At 68.7% G+C, this 21,118-nt stretch carries 18 protein-coding genes; 6 read left to right on the top strand and 12 right to left on the bottom strand.

Annotated elements, in window-relative coordinates:
* The first annotated feature begins 70 nt into the window (after nucleotides 1–70).
* Nucleotides 71–568: a DnrO protein gene (locus tag ACVCMG_RS07445; protein ID WP_447115259.1), complete on the top strand. Its 498-nt coding sequence runs from the start codon at nucleotides 71–73 to the stop codon at nucleotides 566–568.
* A gap of 20 nt (nucleotides 569–588) precedes the next feature.
* Here ACVCMG_RS07445 and ACVCMG_RS07440 read toward each other — a convergent pair whose 3' ends face one another.
* From ACVCMG_RS07440 to ACVCMG_RS07415, 6 genes are all read right to left on the bottom strand, one after another.
* Complete coding sequence (locus tag ACVCMG_RS07440) at nucleotides 589–1,788, bottom strand: acetate/propionate family kinase (protein WP_447115258.1); 1,200 nt, start codon at nucleotides 1,786–1,788, stop codon at nucleotides 589–591.
* 13 nt (nucleotides 1,789–1,801) lie between these two features.
* Entirely contained in the window at nucleotides 1,802–2,773 is a 972-nt protein-coding gene (locus ACVCMG_RS07435) for a bifunctional enoyl-CoA hydratase/phosphate acetyltransferase (RefSeq protein WP_447115257.1), read from the bottom strand.
* Nucleotides 2,774–2,917: 144 nt separating this feature from the next.
* Complete coding sequence (locus tag ACVCMG_RS07430; RefSeq protein ID WP_447115256.1) at nucleotides 2,918–5,311, bottom strand: phosphoketolase family protein; 2,394 nt, start codon at nucleotides 5,309–5,311, stop codon at nucleotides 2,918–2,920.
* Nucleotides 5,312–5,520: 209 nt separating this feature from the next.
* Nucleotides 5,521–8,124, bottom strand: coding sequence for a magnesium-translocating P-type ATPase (gene mgtA, locus ACVCMG_RS07425; RefSeq protein WP_447115255.1), 2,604 nt, complete (start codon nucleotides 8,122–8,124; stop codon nucleotides 5,521–5,523).
* A gap of 179 nt (nucleotides 8,125–8,303) precedes the next feature.
* Nucleotides 8,304–9,104, bottom strand: a complete 801-nt coding sequence (locus ACVCMG_RS07420) for a universal stress protein (protein WP_395116402.1) — start codon at nucleotides 9,102–9,104, stop codon at nucleotides 8,304–8,306.
* Nucleotides 9,105–9,242: 138 nt separating this feature from the next.
* Nucleotides 9,243–9,977 (bottom strand): cyclic nucleotide-binding domain-containing protein, encoded by a 735-nt coding sequence (locus tag ACVCMG_RS07415; protein ID WP_447097222.1) that lies wholly within the window; start codon nucleotides 9,975–9,977, stop codon nucleotides 9,243–9,245.
* A 227-nt stretch (nucleotides 9,978–10,204) separates the two neighbouring features.
* On the opposite strand from ACVCMG_RS07415, the gene ACVCMG_RS07410 reads away from it, so the two are divergent.
* Together ACVCMG_RS07410 and ACVCMG_RS07405 are read left to right on the top strand one after the other, a co-directional pair.
* Nucleotides 10,205–10,492 (top strand): toxin-antitoxin system TumE family protein, encoded by a 288-nt coding sequence (locus ACVCMG_RS07410; protein WP_447115254.1) that lies wholly within the window; start codon nucleotides 10,205–10,207, stop codon nucleotides 10,490–10,492.
* Complete coding sequence (locus tag ACVCMG_RS07405) at nucleotides 10,489–10,827, top strand: HVO_A0114 family putative DNA-binding protein (RefSeq protein WP_447115253.1); 339 nt, start codon at nucleotides 10,489–10,491, stop codon at nucleotides 10,825–10,827. The genes ACVCMG_RS07410 and ACVCMG_RS07405 overlap by 4 nt, the downstream gene beginning before the upstream one ends.
* Nucleotides 10,828–10,899: 72 nt before the next feature.
* On the opposite strand, the gene ACVCMG_RS07400 is transcribed toward ACVCMG_RS07405, so the two are convergent.
* The 4 genes from ACVCMG_RS07400 to ACVCMG_RS07385 all read right to left on the bottom strand — a co-directional run bounded on the left by ACVCMG_RS07400 (nucleotide 10,900) and on the right by ACVCMG_RS07385 (nucleotide 16,394).
* Nucleotides 10,900–11,685, bottom strand: coding sequence for a prephenate dehydrogenase/arogenate dehydrogenase family protein (locus tag ACVCMG_RS07400; RefSeq protein ID WP_447115252.1), 786 nt, complete (start codon nucleotides 11,683–11,685; stop codon nucleotides 10,900–10,902).
* A complete protein-coding gene (locus ACVCMG_RS07395; RefSeq protein ID WP_395116408.1) occupies nucleotides 11,682–13,637 on the bottom strand; it encodes a pyridoxal phosphate-dependent decarboxylase family protein in 1,956 nt (651 codons plus the stop codon). The genes ACVCMG_RS07400 and ACVCMG_RS07395 overlap by 4 nt, the downstream gene beginning before the upstream one ends.
* The gene (locus ACVCMG_RS07390; RefSeq protein WP_136257637.1) at nucleotides 13,634–14,038 is read right to left on the bottom strand and encodes a SirB2 family protein; all 405 of its coding nucleotides are present in this window, start codon (nucleotides 14,036–14,038) and stop codon (nucleotides 13,634–13,636) included. The genes ACVCMG_RS07395 and ACVCMG_RS07390 overlap by 4 nt, the downstream gene beginning before the upstream one ends.
* Nucleotides 14,039–14,111: 73 nt before the next feature.
* Nucleotides 14,112–16,394 (bottom strand): nitric-oxide reductase large subunit, encoded by a 2,283-nt coding sequence (locus ACVCMG_RS07385; RefSeq protein WP_447115251.1) that lies wholly within the window; start codon nucleotides 16,392–16,394, stop codon nucleotides 14,112–14,114.
* A gap of 165 nt (nucleotides 16,395–16,559) precedes the next feature.
* Between ACVCMG_RS07385 and ACVCMG_RS07380 the strand changes: the two genes are divergently transcribed.
* Nucleotides 16,560–17,225: a DUF2238 domain-containing protein gene (locus ACVCMG_RS07380; protein WP_395116412.1), complete on the top strand. Its 666-nt coding sequence runs from the start codon at nucleotides 16,560–16,562 to the stop codon at nucleotides 17,223–17,225.
* Between the two features lie 28 nt (nucleotides 17,226–17,253).
* On the opposite strand, the gene ACVCMG_RS07375 is transcribed toward ACVCMG_RS07380, so the two are convergent.
* Both ACVCMG_RS07375 and ACVCMG_RS07370 read right to left on the bottom strand, forming a co-directional pair.
* The gene (locus ACVCMG_RS07375; RefSeq protein ID WP_447105579.1) at nucleotides 17,254–18,102 is read right to left on the bottom strand and encodes a universal stress protein; all 849 of its coding nucleotides are present in this window, start codon (nucleotides 18,100–18,102) and stop codon (nucleotides 17,254–17,256) included.
* 27 nt (nucleotides 18,103–18,129) lie between these two features.
* Nucleotides 18,130–18,702, bottom strand: coding sequence for a GNAT family N-acetyltransferase (locus ACVCMG_RS07370; protein WP_136257633.1), 573 nt, complete (start codon nucleotides 18,700–18,702; stop codon nucleotides 18,130–18,132).
* Between the two features lie 271 nt (nucleotides 18,703–18,973).
* On the opposite strand from ACVCMG_RS07370, the gene ACVCMG_RS07365 reads away from it, so the two are divergent.
* Complete coding sequence (locus tag ACVCMG_RS07365; RefSeq protein WP_447115250.1) at nucleotides 18,974–19,537, top strand: cytochrome b; 564 nt, start codon at nucleotides 18,974–18,976, stop codon at nucleotides 19,535–19,537.
* A gap of 102 nt (nucleotides 19,538–19,639) precedes the next feature.
* A complete protein-coding gene (locus tag ACVCMG_RS07360; RefSeq protein ID WP_447115249.1) occupies nucleotides 19,640–20,989 on the top strand; it encodes a ferredoxin reductase family protein in 1,350 nt (449 codons plus the stop codon).
* Nucleotides 20,990–21,118: the final 129 nt, after the last annotated feature.

Below are 21,118 nucleotides of genomic sequence, written 5' to 3'. Positions count from 1 at the left end.
GGGGTGTCGGCGCCGCGCGCTAGCATGCCTGTGTCCGCGGCGTTCGCGCCGCCAAGCCGGAGATATCCGCATGAAAGCTGCCCGCATCCTCGTCGCCACCGCCTGCGCACTCGGTCTTGCCGTCGCAGCCCAGGCCACCCCCCAGCATGCCCATGACAGCCACGCGGCACATGCCGCCAGCGCCGCCACGCAGGTGCCGGCGCAGCGCTGGACGCCGGATGCGCCGCTGCGCGCGGGCATGCGCCGCGCGCACACCGCGGTGGCCGAGCTGGCCCACTACGAGATGGGCCACATGAGCGCGCCGATGGCGGTCGACCGCGCCGGCGAGGTGGAAAGCGCGGTGACCTACATGTTCGCCCACTGCAAGCTGTCGGCCGAACCCGATGCCGCGCTGCACGGCATCCTGGTGCCGCTGCTCACCGCCGCGCAGGCGTTGAAGGCCGACCCGGCGAAGGTGTCCGCGGTGGCCGACATGCGCGCGGCGATCGCGCATTACCCGCAGTATTTCGACGATCCCGGCTGGGACAAGCCGGTGCCGGCCGAGCACGTGATGCACGACGAGCCCTGACCGTCGCGCGACGCCTGTAGTCAGCCGATGCTGCCGAGTACCGCGGCGGCATCGCGCGCGGCGATCCATTCCTCGTTGGTCGGCTCGACGCCGACGATCACGCGACTGCCGTCGGCGGAGACGATCGGCGCGTGCGCGGTGTTGCGGTCCTCGTCCAGCGCGACGCCGAGGAAGGCGAGATCGCGGCACACGCGTTCGCGCACGAAGGCGTTGTGCTCGCCCACGCCGGCGGTGAACACCAGCAGGTCGAGTCCGCCAAGCACGGCTGCCAACGCGCCGACCTCGCGCACGATGCGGCGCACGTAGAGTGCAAGCGCCAGGCGCGCGCGTTCGCCGGGCTCGCCGTCGTCAGCTTCGTGCTGCACGATCACGCGCGGCTCGGCGGAAATGCCGGAGACGCCGAGCAGGCCGCTGCGGTGGTAGAGCAGGTGGCCCACCTGTTCGAGGGAGAGCTGCTCGATCTCCATCAGGTACAGCAGCGCGCCGGGGTCGAGCGCGCCGGTGCGCGTGCCCATCATCAGGCCGTCGAGCGCGGAGAAGCCCATCGTGGTGGCGACGCTCTCGAGGTTGCGCATCGCGCACAGGCTGGCGCCGCTGCCCAGGTGGGCGACGATGGTGCGCCCGCGTGCGGCGTCGCCGTGGCGTTCGGCCAGCGCGGTGGCCATGAACGCATATGACAGGCCGTGGAAACCGTACCGCCGCAGGCCGCGCTGCCAGGCATCCCACGGCAGCGGCAGGATCTGTTCCACCGCCGGCATGGTGTGGTGGAAGCCGGTGTCGAAACAGGCCACCTGCGGCAGCTCGGGCGACTCGCGCAGCAGGATCTCGATCGCTTCCAGCGCGAACGGCTGGTGCAGCGGCGCCAGCGGCACGTAGCTCGTCAGGTCGGCCAGCACGCCGGCATCGATGCGCGTGGGGTGGAAGTAGCGAGTGCCACCGTGCACCACGCGATGCGCGACCGCGGCGAGGCGACGGCCGTCGAGGCGCGCGTCCACGCGCTGCAGGATCAGCGTGAGCGCCGCGCGGTAGGGATGGGCCTCGTCGAGGGCAATCGCGAACGGCGCCACCCCGGTTTCGCCGAAGTCGGGCGCCGGGCCGCCGATGCCCTGCACCTTGCCATTCCACAGCGGCTGGCGCGGCAGCGGATCGGTCGCGGCGTCGAACAGCGCGAACTTGATGCTCGACGAGCCGCAGTTGAGGACCAGGATCAGGGGCGTCATGGTCGCGGTCGGATCAGGGCGGGCTGGTGCGGTAGTGGTGCGCCAGCATCAGCGCGATGGCGCACGAGGCAAGCCGCGAGCGGCGCGAATCGGAGCGGCTGGTGAGCACGATCGGCACGCGCGCGCCCAGCACGATGCCGGCGCTGTCGGCGTGACCCATGTACTCCAGCTGCTTGGCCAGCATGTTGCCGCTTTCCAGATCAGGCACCACCAGGATGTCGGCCCGGCCCGCCACCGCCGAGACGATGCCCTTCACGCGCGCGGCCTCGGGCGAGACCGCGTTGTCGAACGCCAGCGGGCCATCCAGCAGGCCGCCGCTGATCTGGCCGCGGTCGGCCATCTTGCACAGCGCCGCCGCGTCCAGCGTGGAAGGCATGCGCGAGTTGACCGTCTCCACCGCGGCCAGGATCGCCACCTTCGGTTCGGCCACGCCGAGCACGTGGGCAAGGTCGATCGCGTTGCGCACGATGTCGGCCTTGTCCTCCAGTGTCGGCGCGATGTTGATGGCGGCGTCGGTGATGATGAACGGGCGCGGATAGGCGGGCGTCTCCATCACGAAGCAGTGCGTGATGCGCCGCTTGGTGCGCAGCCCGGCGGCGGTCGGAACGATCGCGGCCATCAGTTCGTCCGAATGCAGGCTGCCTTTCATCAGCGCATCCACCTCGCCGCGGCAGGCCATCGCCGCGGCTTCCTCGGCGGCGGCGTGGCTGTGCGGCACGTCGATGCACGGGATGCCGTCCAGGTCGATCCCCGCTTCCGCAGCAACGGCTTGCAGCCGGGCGCGCGGGGCAACCAGCACCGGCCGGATGATGCCGGCATCGCGCGCGTCAATGGCGCCGGCAAGGCTGAGCGCGTCGCAGGGATGGACTACCGCCATGCGCACCGGCTCCATCGAGCGCACGTGCGCGATCAGGCGTTCGACTCCGCGCAGCACGGGTGGCGCCGATGGCGCGCGAACGGTGCTGGCAGGCTGGCTGCGGCTCATGGTGTTTTCCTCGTCTTGCCGGTGACCGCCCGCTGGGATCACTGATGCGTGCGCACGCCGGGCGCGCGCCCGGCAAGTGTCGCACGGGCTCGTCGCCGACGGATCAGGCGGCCTGCCGCCGATGCCGCCGGACTTCCGGCATGATCACGATGGCTTGCGGTCCAGGATCGAGCCCTGCCACGTCCAGTTGCGCACTTCGGGCAGGTCCTGGCCGTGCCGGTTGATGTACTGGCGGTGTTCGACCAGCTTGTCGCGCAGCTGCTGCTTCAGGTAGGTGCCCTGATTGCCGGTCTGCGGCAGGCGGTCGATCGCGCTGATCACCAGGTGGAAGCGGTCGAGTTCGTTCAGCACGGTCATGTCGAACGGCGTGGTGACGGTGCCTTCCTCCCGGTAGCCGCGCACGTGGATGTTGTCGTGATTGGTGCGCCGGTAGGTGAGCCGGTGGATCAGGTACGGGTAGGCATGGAAGGCGAAGATCACCGGCCTGTCCCGCGTGAACAGGGCATCGAAGTCGGTATCGTCCAGGCCGTGCGGGTGCTCCGCGCGAGGTTGCAGGCGCATCAGGTCGACCACGTTGACCACGCGGATCTTCAGCTCGGGCAGATGCTCGCGCAGGATCGACACGGCGGCGAGGGTCTCCAGCGTCGGCACGTCGCCGCAGCAGGCCATCACCAGATCCGGCGCATCGACCTCCTGGTCGTTGCTGGCCCACGACCAGATGCCGATGCCTTCGCTGCAGTGCCTGACCGCCTGATCCATGGTCAGCCACTGCGGTGCGGGGTGTTTGCCGGCGATCACCACGTTGACGTAATGCAGGCTGCGCAGGCAGTGATCCATCACCGACAGCAGGCAGTTCGCGTCCGGTGGCAGGTAGACCCGCACCACGCCGGCCTTCTTGTTCACCACGTGATCGATGAAGCCGGGATCCTGGTGGCTGAAGCCGTTGTGGTCCTGCCGCCACACATGCGAGGCCAGCAGGTAGTTCAGCGAGGCGATCTTGCGTCGCCACGGCAGGGATGCGGTGACCTTGAGCCACTTGGCGTGCTGGTTGAACATCGAATCGATGATGTGGATGAACGCCTCGTAGCAGTTGAACAGGCCGTGTCGCCCGGTCAGCAGATAGCCCTCCAGCCAGCCTTCGCACTGGTGCTCGCTGAGCATCTCCAGTACCCGGCCAGTGGCGGCAAGGTGCTGGTCGGTCGCCTGGGTGCCGGCGTTCCACTGCCGGTCGGTGACGTCGAACACGGCCTCCAGTCCGTTGGAGATGGTCTCGTCCGGGCCGAACACGCGGAAGTTGCGCTGGCTCTGGTTGAGCGCGGTGACGTCGCGCAGGAACGGCGCCAGCACCCGGGTATCGCCGATGCCGCGAACGCCGGGCTCCGCCACGGTACAGGCGTAATCGCGAAAGTCCGGCACGCGCAATTCGCGCAGCAGGCTGCCGCCGTTGGCGTGGGGATTGGCGCCCATCCGGCGCGGGCCCGCCGGTGCCAGCTGCGCCAGCTCCGGCAGCAGCCGGCCCGCGGCGTCGAACAGTTCCTCGGGCCGGTAGCTCTTCAGCCACGCTTCGAGCTGCCGCAGGTGTTCGGCGGGAGTCGAGGCGGAGACGGCGATCGGTATCTGGTGCGCGCGAAAGGTACCTTCCACCGGCAGGCCATCGACGACTTGCGGGCCGGTCCAGCCCTTGGGCGAGCGCAGCACGATCATCGGCCAGCGCGGCCGTTCCCGCTGGCCATGCTCGCGCGCCTCGCGCTGGGCGGCCCTGATCTGATCCACCGCCTGATCCAGCGCGCTGGCCATCGCCTCATGCATCACGGCCGGCTCGTTGCCCTCGACGAAGAGTGGCGACCAGCCGTAGCCACGCAGCAACTGCTCGAGTTCCTCATGGCTGATGCGCGCCAGCACGGTCGGGTTCGCGATCTTGTAACCGTTGAGGTGCAGGATCGGCAGTACCGCGCCGTCCGTGGCCGGGTCGAGAAACTTGTTGGAATGCCAGGCGGTGGCCAGCGGTCCGGTCTCGGCCTCGCCGTCTCCGACCACGCAGGCGACGACCAGTTCGGGGTTGTCGAAAACGGCGCCGAACGCGTGGCTCAGCGAATAGCCCAGTTCGCCGCCCTCATGGATCGAGCCGGGGCATTCCGGCGAGGCATGGCTGGAAATGCCGCCGGGAAAGGAGAACTGCAAGAACAATTTCTGCAACCCCGCCTCGTCCTGGCTGATTTCGGGGTAGATCTCGCTGTAGCTGCCTTCCAGGTAGGTGTTGCCGACCACGGCCGGGCCGCCGTGGCCGGGGCCGGAGACATAGATCATGTCGAGGTCGTGCTGCCTGATGATCCGGTTCAGGTGCACGTAGATGAAGTTCTGTCCCGGCGTGGTACCCCAGTGCCCCAGCAGCATGGGTTTCACGTCGGCGAGGGTCAGCGGACGCTTCAGCAACGGGTTGCTGCGCAGGTAGAGCTGGCCGACCGCCAGGTAGTTGGCGGCGCGCCAGTAGGCGTCCATGCGTCGCAGCAGGTCGGGGGTGAGGCTGGGGGATTTCATCGGCAGTGACTCCCGTGGCGGGCAAATCCCCCGATGTCGGCGTCGGCTACGGTGGTGGGGGACACCCGTTCAGTGCCGGAGCATGCGACTGCCCGGCGTGACGACGGCGTATCGCTTGTTTCATTCTGGAATGTTTCCCGTGCCGGTCATTTGACGGCGATCAACAACGCTCATCGTTCGCGTCGGGCTCGGTCGAGCTTCACGCATGCTCAGCGTGATCCGCGCTGGTAGCGCGTGAAGAACCAGCGGTTCGCCAGGTGGACCACACCCAGATAGGCCGTCGCGACGAGCGCGAGTGCGGCCAGCAGCGGAGCGGGCAGCGGCACGAACCCCAGCCAGTGGGCGAGTGGCGAATAAGGCAGGCCCACCGCCACCGCGATGGCAAGCAGGGCGCCCGCCACCAGCAGGGGATGCGGGTGGTCGCGGAAGGGGTTTCTGCTCCGGATGATGAAGATCACCAGCACCTGGGTGGCGAGCGATTCGACGAACCAGCTGGTGTGGAAAAGCCCTTCGTCGACCTGGAAGACCCACAGCAGGAGCCCGAACACCATGAAGTCGAACGCGGAGCTGATCGGTCCGAAGGTGAACATGAATCGGCGCACGACGCCCAGGTCCCAATGACGCGGCCGGGCCACCATCGCCTCGTCGACGCGGTCCAGCGGGATGGCCATTTCGGACAGGTCGTACAGCAGGTTGTTGAGCAGGATCTGGATCGGCAGCATCGGCAGGTAGGGCAACAGCAGCACGCCGCCGGCCATCGAGAACATGTTCCCGAAGTTCGAGCTGGTGCCCATCATGATGTACTTGAGGATATTGGCGAAGGTGCGGCGGCCCTCGCGGACGCCTTCCGCCAGCACGCCGAGGTCCTTGCGCAGCAGGATCATGCACGCGGCCTCCCTGGCCACGTCGACGGCGGTATCCACCGAGAACCCGACGTCGGCGGCGTGCAGCGGCGGCGCATCGTTGATGCCGTCGCCGAGGTAGCCGACCACGTGGCCCTTGCGGCGCAGCGCGCGGATGACGCGGGACTTCTGCACCGGCGTCATGCGGCAGAACAGCGTGGTGGCGTCGAGCCGGGCCGCCAGCGCGTCATCGTCGAGGGAATCGAGCACCGGGCCGGTCAGCGTGTCGCCCACGGCGAGGCCGAGCTCGCGGCAGACGTGCCGCGCCACCTGCTCGTGGTCGCCCGTGACGACTTTCACGGCGACGCCCAGTCCGGCCAGCGCCACCAGCGCTTCCCGCGCGCCGGTCTTCGGCGGGTCGAGGAAGGCGAGGAAGCCGGCGAGGGTCAGGCCGGTTTCATCGACGACCCCGGCATGCTGCCGGTCCTGTTCGACGGTTTTCCACGCGACCCCCAGCACGCGATAGCCTTCGCTGCCGAGGGCATCGAGAGTCCCGGCCGCGATGGCACGCGAAGCGTCGTCCAGCGGTGCCGACGGCAACCCGGGCCGCTCGTACGCCGTGGTCAGGCGCAGCACGTCTTCCGGTGCGCCCTTGACCACGAGCAGGCGCTGGCCGTCGCTTTCCACCAGGATCGAGACCCGGCGGCGCTGGAAGTCGAATGGCACCTCGTCGATCTTCCGCCATGCCGCCGGATCGAACGCGGCGGCTTCGAGGATGGCGTCGTCCAGCGGGCTCTTGAGGCCGGTTTCGAATGCCGCATTGACCTGCGCCATGCGCAGCACCGAGGCGCTTGCCGCTCCGCCCAGGTCGACCTCGCGCACCAGCCGGATACGGGCTTCGGTGAGCGTGCCGGTCTTGTCGCAGCACAACACGTCCATGCCGCCAAGATCGTGGATGGCGGTCAGGCGCTTCACGATCACGCTCTTGCGCGCCATGCGCAGCGCGCCGTGGGCGAGCGTCACCGACACCACCATCGGCAGCAGTTCCGGCGTGAGACCGACGGCGAGCGCCAGCGCGAACAGGAACGATTCGAGCGCCGGTCGATGGAGCAGCAGATTGACCAGCAGCGCGAACAGCACCAGCAGAACGGTCAGGCGCACGATCATCATGCCGAAATCGCGGATGCCGCTGGCAAACACGGTGGGTGGCGGCGTCTTCTGCAGTGATCGGGCAATCGAGCCCAACTGGGTGTCGCGACCGGTGCTCACCACCAGCGCCCTGGCCGTGCCGCTGACCACGGAGCTGCCGGTGAAGACGAGATTTGCCGGAAAGGCGTCCTGCCCCGGGGTGGACGTGGCCAGCTCCGCTCGTTTCCCGGTCGGATACGGTTCGCCGGTGAGCAGCGCATCGTCGACGTAGAGGTCCCGCGCCTCGATCAACCGGCAGTCGGCCGGAACCAGGTCGCCTGCAGCCAGGAGGATCACGTCGCCCGGAACGAGGCCGACGGCGGCGACCTGTTCCGGGCTGCCCCCGCGCAGCACGCTTGCCGACAGCGAGACCTGGCTGCGCAGGCTTTCCGCGGCGTTCTGCGCGCGGTGCTCCTGGACCACGTCCAGCGCCATCGACATGGCCACGATGAGGGTGATCACGACGAAGCTGGCGACGTCGCCGGTGAACGCCGACACGGTGGCCGCGCCGAGCAGGACCAGGACGAGCGGGTTGCGGAAGCGCGCCGAGACGGCCGACCACAGCCGCCTCGGCGCCGCGGTGTCGATGCGGTTCGGCCCGGCCGTGGCGAGCCTGGCCGCGGCGGTGGCCGCGTCCAGCCCGCTGTCGGCGGAACCCAGCGAGCGGAAGAGATCGTCCAGCGGCAGCGTGGCCGTGCGGATCATCGCCGCCCCGGCCGCTGCCGGTCCTGCGGGAGTCGCCGCGGCGTCCTGGACGGGTGCATCGGAACGGCGCGTGCCCATTTCGCCTCTGCCGGCTCGCCGACGGGACCGTCAGCGCGACGGTGGTGAGCCGATGGCGGCCGCCGCTCCGGCCGGGCCGGAACAGCCGGGCGGCAGGCCGGTGCGATCGGCAAGCGGGTCCGGGCAAACCATCGGTGTCGGTTGCATGGCGGTTTCTTCGCGCGTGGGGCGGGCAGCTCTCAGTGCGCGAGGAACAGCGGCAGGCTCGCGTTCCTGAGCATCCAGCGCGTGACGCCGCCCATGGCCAGCTCGCTGAGGCGCGAGCGGCCCCAGGCGCCCATCACCAGCAGGTCGGCATCGAATGCCCGGGCGGCGGCCAGCAGCGCGGGGCCTTCGTCGTGTTCGGCCGGGAACGGCTGCCATTGGGCCTCGATGCCGTGGCGCGCGAACCAGCCGCGCAGCGGCAGCGGCGGCGGGCTGATGCCGGGCAGGCCGCCGCGCTCGCCGTCGAGCACCCGCACGGCGGATGCCTGCGCCAGCAGCGGCAGCGCCGCCTTCACCGCCTGCGCGGCTTCGCCGGAGCCGTTCCATGCGATGACGATGCGCTGCGCCTGCAGCGTGTGGCTGCCGAGGTCGGGCACCAGCAGCATCGGTGAGCTGCGGGCGAACAACGCGCGGGTGACATCGTCGCCACCGAGCGCGGCATCCGGGTCGCCGACCTTCAGTTCGCCGATCATGAAGTCGGCCAGCCGCGAGCGCTTGGCCAGCGCCTGCGCGGAGATGCCGCGCATCACCTCCCATTCGCCCTCGACGCCCGCGCTTCGGCACTGCTGCAGCCACCAGTCGCGTCGGGCCAGCGCCGCCTGTTCCTCGGCGGCCAGCACGTCGATCACGTCCGGTATCGCCATCAGCGAAGGGCACACCGCGACCACCTGCAGCCCGGTGACGAAGGCGCTTTGGCGCTTGGCCAGCGCCAGCGCCGCGCCCGGCCACGACGGGTTGTCCGAGGTTCCGCCCACGTTGACGATGATGTCCAGCACGATCTCTCCCGCACCGGCCGTGATGGCCGGGCACGCTGGCATGCTCTGGCCGATGGCGCCGCGCGGTTTTGACCGTGGTCAAACCCCGGCACGAAAGCGGCGTGACCGGGCCGGTGGCGCGCCGCGGGACCCGACGGCCTACGCCATGTCGATGTCGCCGCCGCAGAGTTCGTCGAGCAGGTCGCGGCGCAGGATCTGCACCGACTTGCGATTCACCGAGAGGATGCCGGCCGATTCCATCTTGCCGAACAGCCGGCTGACCGTCTCCAGCGCCAGCCCGAGATAGTTGGCGATGTCCTCGCGCGACATCGGCAGGATCAGCGCCAGCGGGTCGCGCGACAGGCGCGCATAGCGGTCGGACATGCGCCGGATGAAGAACGCCAGCCGCCGCTGCGCCTGCTGCTTGCCCATCAGCACCAGGTGGCTCTGTTCGTTGACCAGCGCGCCGCTGATCACCCGCATCAGCTGGTGGTTCAGCGCCGGCAGGTTGGCGGTGGCCTCCTGCAACTGGGCGTAGCGCAGTTCGCACACGCTGGAGCGTTCCAGCGTCTGGGCGGTGCACGGGTAGTGCTCGTTGATGAGGCCGCCGATGCCCATGATGTCGCCAGGCAGGTGGAAACCGAGGATCTGCACGTCGCCTTCGGAACCTTCCACGAAGGTCTTCAGCGCACCGGCACGCACCACGTACAAGGCGCTGAACTTGCGCCCCTGCGGGAACAGCGTCTGCCCGCGATCGAGCGGCAGCATGTCGTGCGCGGAGGCGTTGAGCGTGTGCAGGTCGCCCGCGCTGAGTCCCACCGGCAGCTGGAAATCGTGGATCGCGCAGTAGCCGCAGTTGCGCCTGAGCTCGTCAAGATCGAGATCTGATGTCATGCCGTTCGACGCCATCACGCGTTCATTCGCCCTCCGGCCCGCACGTGGAACCGACCCTGCCGCGCCATCTCGGGTGGCGGACGGCTCAGGTTAACCGTTCCCGCGGCCAGGCGTGCACATGGCAATCAGTCGCACCCGGGAAGCAAGGCCCGCGCGGCTTCCGTCGCGCGATGCAGTGGCGTTGGAGCAATTGCCAACATTGTTCCGGTGTTGGTACTCTGGCCAACATGAAGGCCGAATTGCTGTTGCGCGAACGCCAGGCATTGACGACCACGGCCTTCGTGGAAATGGTGGTGTGGCGTCTGCGGCAGCCCGTTCCGGGCAGCACCCATCTTTTCAAGTACAGGCTGGCGCTGATCACAAACGGTGCTTGTGTGTTGCGTTACGACAACGAGAGCGGCAAGGGCGATCACAAGCACGTCGATGGGCGTGAAGTGGCCTATCGCTATCGCGACCTGGCGGCCTTGCAGGAAGATTTCTGGCGGGATGTGGAGGCATGGGAGTCCGAATCATGAAAACCGTCACCCTGGGTGTTTCGTCACGTGCCGCCAGCAAGCGGCGGCTCGCAGGCGCCCTGGCCGGGCAGGCGCAAGGCGAGTTCATCGCCTTCGCCTCGGTCGAGCTGCTGTGGAAGGTGCTTACCGCCAAGCGCTGGGAGATCCTGCGCGCCTTGACCGGGCAAGGCGAACTGTCCATCCGCGAGGTTGCCCGTCGCGTGGGGCGCGACGTGAAAAGTGTGCACGGCGACGTGACGGCGCTGATCGACGCCGGCGTATTGGATCGCGGCAAGCAGGGCGTGTGCTTCCCCTATGACGAGGTGCATGTGGAGTTCACCTTGAAAGCCGCCTGACGCGAGCCCCCACGAAATCCATCAGTCAATGAGCGTGGCCAGCTGTCGCCGTCTGGCGTGCGGATACCTTGGTCATGAACAAGGTGGCGCAGCGATGGCCAAGGTGTCGGGGTCGTCGTCTGCCAGCAACTGCCGGTGGATGCGCTCCAGTTCGCGCAGCAGGCTTTCGCGCGCTTCGGCGGCGTACGGGTTTTCGCGCTGGATTGCGCCGAACAGGTGGCCGGCATCGCCGCGCACCGCCTCCAGCATGCGCTGCAGGCCCTGGAACGACGGCGGCGCCATCGGCATGCCCTCGTCCACGCCCATGTCGATCAGCCCCTTGGCGATGAAGAACGCCAGCGCGTGCGTGCCGGCCATGGCGCGGTCGTGGCTTGCCGGGTCCTGCACGATGACCTCGCAGTCCAGTGCGCGGAACAGTTCGCCGGCGCGCGCGGCGGCTTGCGGGTGCGCCGCAGCGGGACACAGCACCACGCGGCGCGGGCGATCGCCGCGGGCGAGGCTGAGCGGGCCGAACAGCGGATGCGTGCCGAGGTGCGGGATGTCCGTGCCGAGCAGTTCGTCCATCAACGCGCACGGATGCAGCTTGACGCTGCCCACGTCGAACACGGTCTGCCCGGCGTGCAGCAGCGGGCGCAATGCCGGCAGCGCGGCGCGCAGGTGCGGCACCGGCATGGCCAGCACGATCCAGTTGGCGTCGGCAGTTGCCGCGACCAGCGAGGGTGCCGCCAGCTCCGCCGGCACCGTCGCATGCGGGTCGAACACCTGCACCGGATGGCCGGCCTGCAGCAGCAGTTCGACGAAGGCCTTGCCGAAGCGGCCGTAGCCGAGCACGGCCACGCGCGGCAGCGCGGCGCTCACGGCGGCGCGACCGGCGTCGCAAGCAGGCTGCGCACGCGACGGGCGAGGAAGTCGAAATAGCGGTCGATGTAGCTGATGCCGTTCTCGTGGTCGAGCAGGAACGGGTTCATCAGCGTATGGCGCAGGATCAGCAGGCGGTCGTCGTCGGCGACGAAGCTGGCCGGGTCCAGCCCGAGTGCGGCGAAGATGCGTGCGGTCTGCGCCGTGCCGAGCATGTCCGCGCGCAGGCTGGTCACCGAGCCGAAGAACTCCTTGGTCTGCAGTGGCTGGCGCGGATCGCAGCGCAGTTCGTCGTGCAGCGCGCGCACGAAGGCGTTGGCCGTCGCCACCGACGTGTTGCCGCGCGGGTTGAGCGCGAGGCAGACCAGGTTGCTGTCCGGCGCGAACGGCACCAGCGCGTGCACGCCGTCGGCCAGCTCCAGCGCGAAGCGCTGCGCACGCGCGTGGAAGGTCTCGGCGGCACGCACGGTGGCGCGCGGCAGGGCGCCGAAGTGGGCATGGTCCAGCGGCAGCACCTTGTGCGTCACGTACACCGCGGCCGCCGCGGCGCCGGATTTGGAACCTTCCGGGATGAACTGGCCGAGGCTGCGGTAACGCGCCAGGTAATCCTTCGGCGTGCCGCCGTGGAATACGTAATCCGCGCGCTCGGCCAGCAGCGCCATCGCGCGGTGGTCGCGGCAGACGAAGGCACCCGAGCCGTAGGGCAGGTAGCCGAGCTTGTGCGGGTCGACGGTGGCCGAGTCGGTATCGCCCAGCGCGGCGAAGGCGGCGTGCACTGCCGGCGTGGGGAACTGCACGTAGTCGGCGGCCACCTCATCGCGTGTGCGCAACGAGCCGTCCTCGTGGCGGAACACGGTGGCCAGGTAGCCGCCCCAGGCGGCGTCGACGTGCACGGCGAAGTCCAGCCCGCGCCCGCGTGATGCCTGCCGTGCGGCCAGCACGGCGTCGATCGGGTCGATGGTGCCGTACTCGGTGCCGCCGAGCACGGCCACGCACATCAGCACACTCTGGCGTTCGCGCGCGCAGCGTTCCAGCGTGTCGCACAAGGCGGCGCCGTCCAGCCGCATGCCGTCGGTGGGCAGCAGTTCGAGCTGGTCGCGGCCGAGGCCGAGCAGCTTCAGCCCCTTGCTCCACGAGTAGTGCGCGGTGACCGGTGCCAGCACCAGCGGGACCTTCAGCTGCACATGCGCGGCGAAGAAGCCGACCAGGCCGCGCTGTTCGATGCGCTCGCGCTCGACGCGCCGCAGCCAGCGCGAACGTTCGGCCGGCGTCTGCGCGGCGAGCCAGGCTTGCCACGCCGTCAGCAAGGCGATGCTGTCGGCCTGGGTGAGGTTGAAGGCGCTCCAGTCGTCCGTTGGCAGGTCGAGATCCGGCACCTGCGCCGCGCGCAGCGCCACCGGGAATGCCTTCAGCGCCAGCGCCAGGCGCAGCGCCTGGTAGTTGGCCAGGGTGCCGCCGGAGGTTAGGTGGCCGAACGCGCAGGCGTCCTGCGCCGGATCGTGCGGGTAGCCGAGCATGCGCGCCAGCTGCAGGCCGGCCTGCACCTCCATGTCGACGGTGACCGGGGCGGCGTCCTCGCTGACGTTGTTGGGGTTGTACGGCAGCGTGAGCATCTGCGCGGCCAGCCCCGGCAGCAGCAGGTCGCTGGCCATGTGCCCGATGTAGCGCGGGCTGTGGAACGGCACCGACTTCTTCAGCGCGGCGGAGAGCTGGTGCAGCTCGCGGCGCATGCGCGATTCGAACGCGAGGTAGTCCGGGTGATGCGCGGCGCCGGTGCCGATCGCCGGCGGATCTTCGGGGTGGAAATTGCGCCGCCAGTACACGTGGTCGCGCAGGAACTCGACCAGCATCTTCTCCAGCAGCGTGTCGTTCTCGCCGTAGGGGCCGAGGAAGCACGCGTCCAGCGTGTGGTCGCGCGAGACGTCGTGGTTGAATGGCTGCGCCGCGCTCATGCCAGCCATCCGTGCAGCCAGCCCAGCGGGTGGTGCATGCGCGCGACGCCGAGCATCCAGGCGTAGGTGGCCAATGCAGCCACATAGAAGATCATTCGGGCGCGCGGCGCATGCACGCGCTTCATCGCCAGCATGGCCAGCGCAACGTAGGCAAGCAGCAGGATCAGCTTGACCGTGAGCCAGCCGTTGGCGAACAGCGCACCGGGCAGGATCGATACCAGCATCAGCGCGGCGGTCAGCAAGACGGTGTCGATGGTGTAGCTGAGCAGGCGCAACGGCGCGCCCTGCGCCACGCCGGCCAGCCGCGTCTGTGCCATCAGCCCGCGCAGCGCGAACAGGCCGCCGCTGAGCAGCACGCAGAGGATGTGGACGGCCTTGATCTGGGGGTAGAACTCGATCATTTCGGCGCCGGGATTCGTGATTCGGGACTTGGACAAGCATCAGGGCGCGCCATGTGGCGCGTCCTGATGTGGGTCATGCGCTCTCGGACGCTGCGTCCGGCAGCGGCGTGGCGGCGACCTGTCGTTTCGGCCACAGCCACAGCGAGGCGACGAAGCCGGCGATCAGCATGGCGCCGATGGCGAACACGGTGTCGCCGGGCACGCGCATCCATACCAGCATGTGGATCAGCGGGCGGTCCATGAACTCGGCCGAGCGGGCGAACCAGTAGCCGTGTTCCAGCACGGCCTTCAGTTGCAGGATGCCCAGCGGCAGCAGGGTCAGCACGGCCATCAGGCCGAGGCCGAGGTTGAGCGTCCAGAACGAGCCCTTCAGCCAGCCCTCGCGCCACTCGGCCTGCGGCTTGATGCCGCGCAGGCAGAACAGCATCAGGCCCATGCCGAGCATGCCGTAGACGCCGAACAGCGCGGTGTGGCCGTGCGCGGCGGTAAGGTTGAGGCCCTGCATGAAGTACAGCGCGATCGGCGTGTTGACCAGGAAACCGAGCAGGCCGGCGCCGACCAGGTTCCAGAAGCTCACCGCCACGAAGAACATGATCGGCCAGCGGTAGCGCGCCATCCACGGCGCGGCGTGCTGCTTCTTCCAGGTGTCCCAGGCTTCCAGCCCGATCAGTGCCAGCGGCACCACTTCCAGCGCCGAGAAGCTGGCGCCGAGCGCGATCACCGCCGTGGTGGTGCCGCTGAAGTACAGGTGGTGCAGCGTGCCCAGCACGCCGCCGGCCATGAACACGATGGTGGCGAACAGCACGCTGGTGGTCGCCGTGCCCACGCGCAACAGGCCGAGGCGCACGAACAGGTAGCTGATCACCGCGGTGGCGAACACCTCGAAGAAGCCCTCCACCCACAGGTGCACCACCCACCAGCGCCAGTACTCCACCATCGCGATGTGGGTGTGTTCGCCCCACATCAGGCCGGCGCCGTAGAGCAGGCCGATCGCCACGGTGGAGAGAAACAGCAGGCCCACGATGGGGGCACCTTCCTTGCCGCCGCGCATCGCCGGCCACAGCGCGCGGCCGACCAGGAACAGCCACAGCATCAGGCCGATGAACAGGAAGATCTGCCAGAAGCGGCCGAGGTCGACGTATTCCCAGCCCTGGTGGCCGAACCAGAAGTTCTTCGACAGGTCCATCTTGTCCATCACCGCCATCCACTGGCCGGCAAACGAGCCGACCACGATGACCAGCAGGCACACCCACAGGAAGTTCACCCCGAGTCGCTGGTACTTCGGCTCGTGGCCGGAGATCAGCGGCGCGATGTACAGGCCGGTGGCCAGCCACGCGGTGGCGATCCACAGCACGGCCAGTTCGGTATGCCAGGTGCGGGTGAGGGCGTAGGGCAGGTAATTCGCCAGCGCGAAACCGTAGGCCTGCTGGCCTTCCACCTGGTAGTGCGCGGTGGTGGCGCCGAGCAGGATCTGCACCAGGAACAGGCCGATCACCGTCCAGAAATACTTGGCGGTGGCCTTCATCGAGGGCGTGGGTTTCAACTCGGTGAGCGGATCGCGCGCGGGGATCGGCGGCAGCGGCTCATGGCTCACCTGGCGCGCGTGGTGCCAGCCGAGCAGGCCGATGCCGAGGATCAGGAACAGCACGCTGAAAACCGACCACATGAAGTTGGCCGCGGTCGGCGTGTTGCCGGCCAGCGTGTCGTGCGGCCAGTTCTGCGTGTAGCTGATGGCGCTGCCCGGGCGTTCGGCCGCGGTGGCCCAGCTGGCCCACCAGAAGAACGCGGTGACTGCGCGGCGCTGGTCAAGCTCGGCGATGGTGTTGTCGCGCATCGCGTAGGTCTCGCGCAGCTTGGCGGTGGCCGGATCGTTGCTGAACAGGCTCATGTAATGCGCGCCGACCACCAGCATCGCCTGCGCGCGCAGCGGGGAGACGTAGATGGTGCCCTTGGCCGGGTCCCACGTGTTCGTGCGCAGCTCGCGCTGCACGCGCGAGCGCAGTGCGGCCTGTTGCGGCGCGTCGAGTTCGGCGTAGGAGCCGGCGCCTTCGTCGCGCGCTAGCAATTCCAGCATGGCCACGCCTTCGCGGTGCAGCCAGTCGGCACTCCAGTCCGGCGCGAGCAGCGCGCCGTGGCCCCAGATCGAGCCCAGCTGCTGGCCGCCGATGCGCTGCCAGACCTGCTTGCCCAGCTCGATGTCGTCGCCGGTGAACAGGGTCTCGTTGCCGCTGGTGACCACCGCCTGCGGCAGTGGCGGTGCGTACTGGTGCACCTGGTCACCCACCCACAACAGCACGCCAAACGAGGCGATCAGCAAGGCTGCCAACCCCAGCCAGAGTTTTCGAGTACTGCTCATTGCGCGACTCCCTGAAAGATGCGCGCATGCTCATTGACGGCTGCCGGATCGCTCTTGATGCAGGTCAAGCGGTCCAGCGCTCGCCGTGCGCGAATTGTCGCGGCCGGCGCCCGGGCGCGTGGCATCATCGGCACGACGCATGACGCGGAGGGATGGCAGACAGCAATGAACGAACGACCCGGATCGAAGGACGCCCGTTTTCCGCTGCTGCTGCTGGCCGCCTTCCTGGTCGTGGCGGTGGCGCTTGCCATCGCGCCGCACTATCGCCAGGACTGGTTGCTGGAGAACCTGCTGGTGATGCTGGCGTTGCCGGCGCTGGTGCTGGGGTTCCGCCGGCTGCGCTTTTCCGATGCCAGCTACGCGGCGCTGTTCGTGTTCCTCGTGCTGCACGAGATCGGCGCCCACTACACCTATGCCGAGGTGCCGTGGGATCGCTGGTTTGCCGCGCTGTCCGGCTTCTCGCTGCACGACGCGCTGGGCTTGTCGCGCAATCCTTTCGACCGCGCCATCCATTTTGCCTACGGCCTGCTGCTGACGCCGGCGGTGGTGGAACTGGTCGCTGCGCGCACGGTGTCGCCGGGCGCGTGGCGCTGGATCGTGCCGGTCAGCATGGTCACCGCCAGCTCCGCCTTGTTCGAGCTGTTCGAATGGGCTGCCGCGGTGTGGTTCGGCGGCGACCTGGGCGTCGCCTACCTCGGCACCCAGGGCGATCCGTGGGATGCGCAGCAGGACATGCTCCTCGCCCTGCTGGGCAGTGTCGTCACCGTGGTCGTGCTGGCGGTCGTGAGCGGGCATCGCCGCCGGCGGGCCGCAGCATCCGCCAACCAATAGCGCCTGCGCCGCTGCGGCGGCACGTCGGCTAGTGCTGCATCAGCACCGGGATGGTGGCTTCCTCCAGCACGCGCCGGGTGGCGCCGCCGAACACGCGTTCACGCATGCGCGAATGGCCGTAGGCACCCATCACCAGCAGGTCGGCGTCGATGTTGCCGACTTCCTGCAGCAGGATTTCCCCGGCCATCGCGGAGGAGGCGCGGACGTAGCTGGGCCGGGGCGTGATGCCGTGACGCAGCAGGTAGACGAACGGGTCGAAGCGCGGATACGCATCGTCGCCGTTGCCCAGGTCGCCGTCGACCAGGGTCACCTGTTTCGCCACCTTGAGGAACGGCAGCGCGGCGTGGATTGCGCGGATCGCCTCGGTGCTGCCGTTGCAGCCGATCACGATGCGCTCGAAGCGGATCTCCCGCCGCCACTGCGGAGGCAGGACCAGGCACGGCACGCCGCAGGACAGGATCGCTTCGCCGAGAATGTCGAGCAGGCCCGATGCGTGCACCATGTCGCGCTCGATCACCGCCAGGTCGTGCCGTGCGCCGAGCCGGCGCAAGGTGGATGCGATGTCGGTCCGGGCGATGACCCAGTCGGCGTTGCGCAAGCCGGACTGGCGTGCAAAGGCTGCGAAGGCGGCGTGCTCGTCGGCGGATTCGATGCGCGGTTCGAGCAGCAGGCCGAGCACGGTGGGCTCGCTGCCGGCTTTGCCGCCGGCGGGTTTGCGCAGCGCCGGGTCGATGAAGCATCCGGTCAGGTTGGCCTCCCAGCGCAAGGCGATGGCGATGGCGGCGACGGCAGCCGGGCTCCACGGCTCGGTCGCGGTCACCAGCGCGAGGATGTCGCCCGGGCGCGTCGTGCGCGGTATTTGTTCGGTGCTTGTCATGGCGATGCGGCCCGGGTTCGGCGTCGTTCAAAGATCCAGGGTGTGGATCACCTGCGTGCCGTCGTCCGGGTCGAGCCGGCGCTGGAAGCCGAGGTAGCCGGCCAGTTCGCGCATCGGTTCGTTCTCCGCGGCATCGATCGAGAACATGGTGTGGAAGCCGTTCTTGCGCGCGATGTCGATCAGGCGCCGCATCAACAGCACGGCGAGGCCGCGCTGGCGCCAGTCGTCGGCCACCGTCACCGCGCATTCGCACTGCTTCTCGTCGCCGCTGGCGCCGTAGCGGCTGACGCCGACCATGCGCAGTTCGCCGTTGTCGTGGGCGAGCGCGACGAAGGCCATGCGGCTGCGCTGGTCGACATCCATCAGCTGGTCGAGCAGGGCCGGGCTGGCTTCCTTCAATTTGCCCAGGAAGCGGAAGCGGCAAGCCTGCTCCGACAAGCGCTTGATGAAAGCCGTTTCGCGCTGGCGATCCTCCGGGCGCAGCGGGCGGATCAGCACCGGGCTGCCGTCGTTCAGGGTCTCGATCCAGTGGGTGCCTTCGATGGCGCCGAACGGCGTGGCGGAAGCAGTGTGGTGGTCGGCGGAACGGATCTCGGACATGGGCGGTTCCCGATGGTGCAGCGTGATGCTCATTCGTGCCGGATGGACGGCCACTCGGCGCAGCCTTGCCGGATCAGTTCTACGCCGGGTCGTGCGGGTCCGAGTTGACCGCGGTCAATTTGGACAGGCGCGCAGGCATGCGGCAATCGGCCGCTGCCGTGGCGCTGTTCGCGCGCATTTGACGGGGATCAAATCACGCTGGCACCGTTCGTCGCAGGCTGCCGGCATGGGCCGGATCGAGGCCGCCGAGACACCACCTGCGGAGATTGCCGTGAACTGGAAAAACACCACTGACCGCTACGGCTCGCTGTCGATCGGCATGCACTGGCTGATGCTGCTGTTGCTGGTTGCCGTGTACGCCTGCATCGAGCTGCGCGAGTTCTACCCGCGCGGCAGCGACCTGCGCGACGGACTGAAAACCTGGCACTTCATGCTGGGCCTGAGCGTGCTCGCGCTGGTCTTCGTGCGGCTGGCGATCCGCCTGGTGTCGGGCCCGGTCCCGCCGATCCGGCCGGCACCGCCGGTGTGGCAGGAGCGCCTGGCCGCGCTGATGCACCTGGCGCTGTACGCCTTCCTGATCGCGATGCCGCTGCTCGGCTGGCTCACCCTCAGCGCTTCGGGCAAGCCGATCCCGTTCTTCGGACTGCAGCTGCCGGCGCTGGTGGGTGCGGACAAGGCGCTTGCCGATTCGCTGAAGGAGATCCACGAAACCATCGGCACGGTGGGCTATTACCTGGTCGGCCTGCATGCGGTGGCCGCGCTGGTGCACCACTACGTGAATCGCGACGACACCTTGCGACGCATGCTGCCAGGACGGGGCGGACAGGCCTCGTGAGGCCATGCGCCGACGCCGCCGGCCCCGGCGGCGGACACGGCACGCGGCGAGCGTCGGCGGCCTGCGAAGTACTCCTGCATCGCGACGGCTGCAAGGGGCCACATGCGTAACCTCAAGCGTGCATTCTGGGGGACGCTCGCCTTCCTGGTCCTGCCGTGGCTCGTCGTCGAGCCCACCATGTTCCGCTCGGGCACCTTCTTCGGCCTGCGCGATGCGATGGTGCAACTGACGGGTTTCGTGGCGGTCGGGTGCATGAGCCTGGCGATGGTCCTGGCGCTGCGGCCGCGATGGCCCGAGCAGTGGCTGGGCGGCCTCGACAAGATGTACCGCATGCACAAATGGCTCGGCATCGCCGCGCTGGTCGTTGCCATCATCCATTGGCTATGGGCGCAGGCGCCGAAATGGGCGGTGGGTTGGGGCTGGCTGGAACGCCCGGCGCGTGGCATGCGGGGCAAGCCCGACAACCCGGTGGCGTCCCTGCTGTCGAGCCAGCGCGGCGCCGCGGAGAGCGTGGGCGAATGGGTTTTCTACGCCGTCGCCGTGCTGATCGTGCTGGCCCTGATCCGGCGTTTTCCGTACCACTGGTTCTACCGGACGCATCGCCTGCTTGCCGGCGGCTGGCTTGCCTTGGTCTTCCATGCGGTCGTGCTGTTGAAGTTCGGCTACTGGGCGACGCCGCTCGGCTGGCTGACTGCGGTGTTGCTCGCCTGCGGCAGCTGGGCGGCCATCGTGGTGCTGTTGCGCCGGGTAGGCACGCGCTCGCAGGTGGAGGGGAGAATCACCTTGTTGCACCATTTCGACGGGGTGAATGCGCTCGAAATCGAAACCGAGGTGCAGGGGTGGCCGGGCCACAAGCCGGGCCAGTTCGCCTTCGTCACCGCGGACCCCGCCGATGGCGCGCACCCCTACACCATTGCCTCCGGCTGGCGGAAGGAAATCCCCAGGATCACCTTCGTGGTCAAGGATCTGGGCGACCATACGCATCGCCTGCACGAGAGGCTGCGCGTGGAGCAGGCCGTGAAGGTCGAGGGTCCGTATGGGTGTTTCACGTTCGACGACGGCCGCCCGCGCCAGATCTGGGTCGGCGGCGGCATCGGCATCACCCCTTTCATCGGGCGCATGAAGCACATGGCGTGGCAGAAAGAGGATCGGGATTGGCCCGAAGGCCAGAAGATCGATCTCTTCCACAGCACCGCGGATGTCGATGAGGAAGCACTCGACCGGCTGGCGGGTGACGCCCGCTCCGCCAACGTGCGGCTGCACGTGCTGATCGACGCGCGCGACGGCTACCTGACGGGCGAGCGCATACGGGCTGCCGTGCCCGAATGGCGCGAGGCGAGCATCTGGTTCTGCGGGCCGACAGGCTTCGGCGACGCATTGAAGCGCGATCTGGCCGGGCAGGGATTTCCGGTGGAGCGGCATTTCCACCGGGAGTTTTTCGCGATGCGCTAGGTCGCCACCGCCACCGCTGTCGGTGCGATGGCGCCCGTGAACGTGCGGCGGAAGGCGGTGACCGGGACCAAGGGAAAAGGCCGCGGGGTCTCCCCCGACGGCCTTCCCCGTTGCTCCTTGCCACCGTTT

The organism is Rhodanobacter sp. UC4451_H18 (assembly GCF_052978225.1).
Note: the sequence above shows the minus strand (reverse complement) of the source record. Positions and strands in the feature narration are given on the sequence as shown.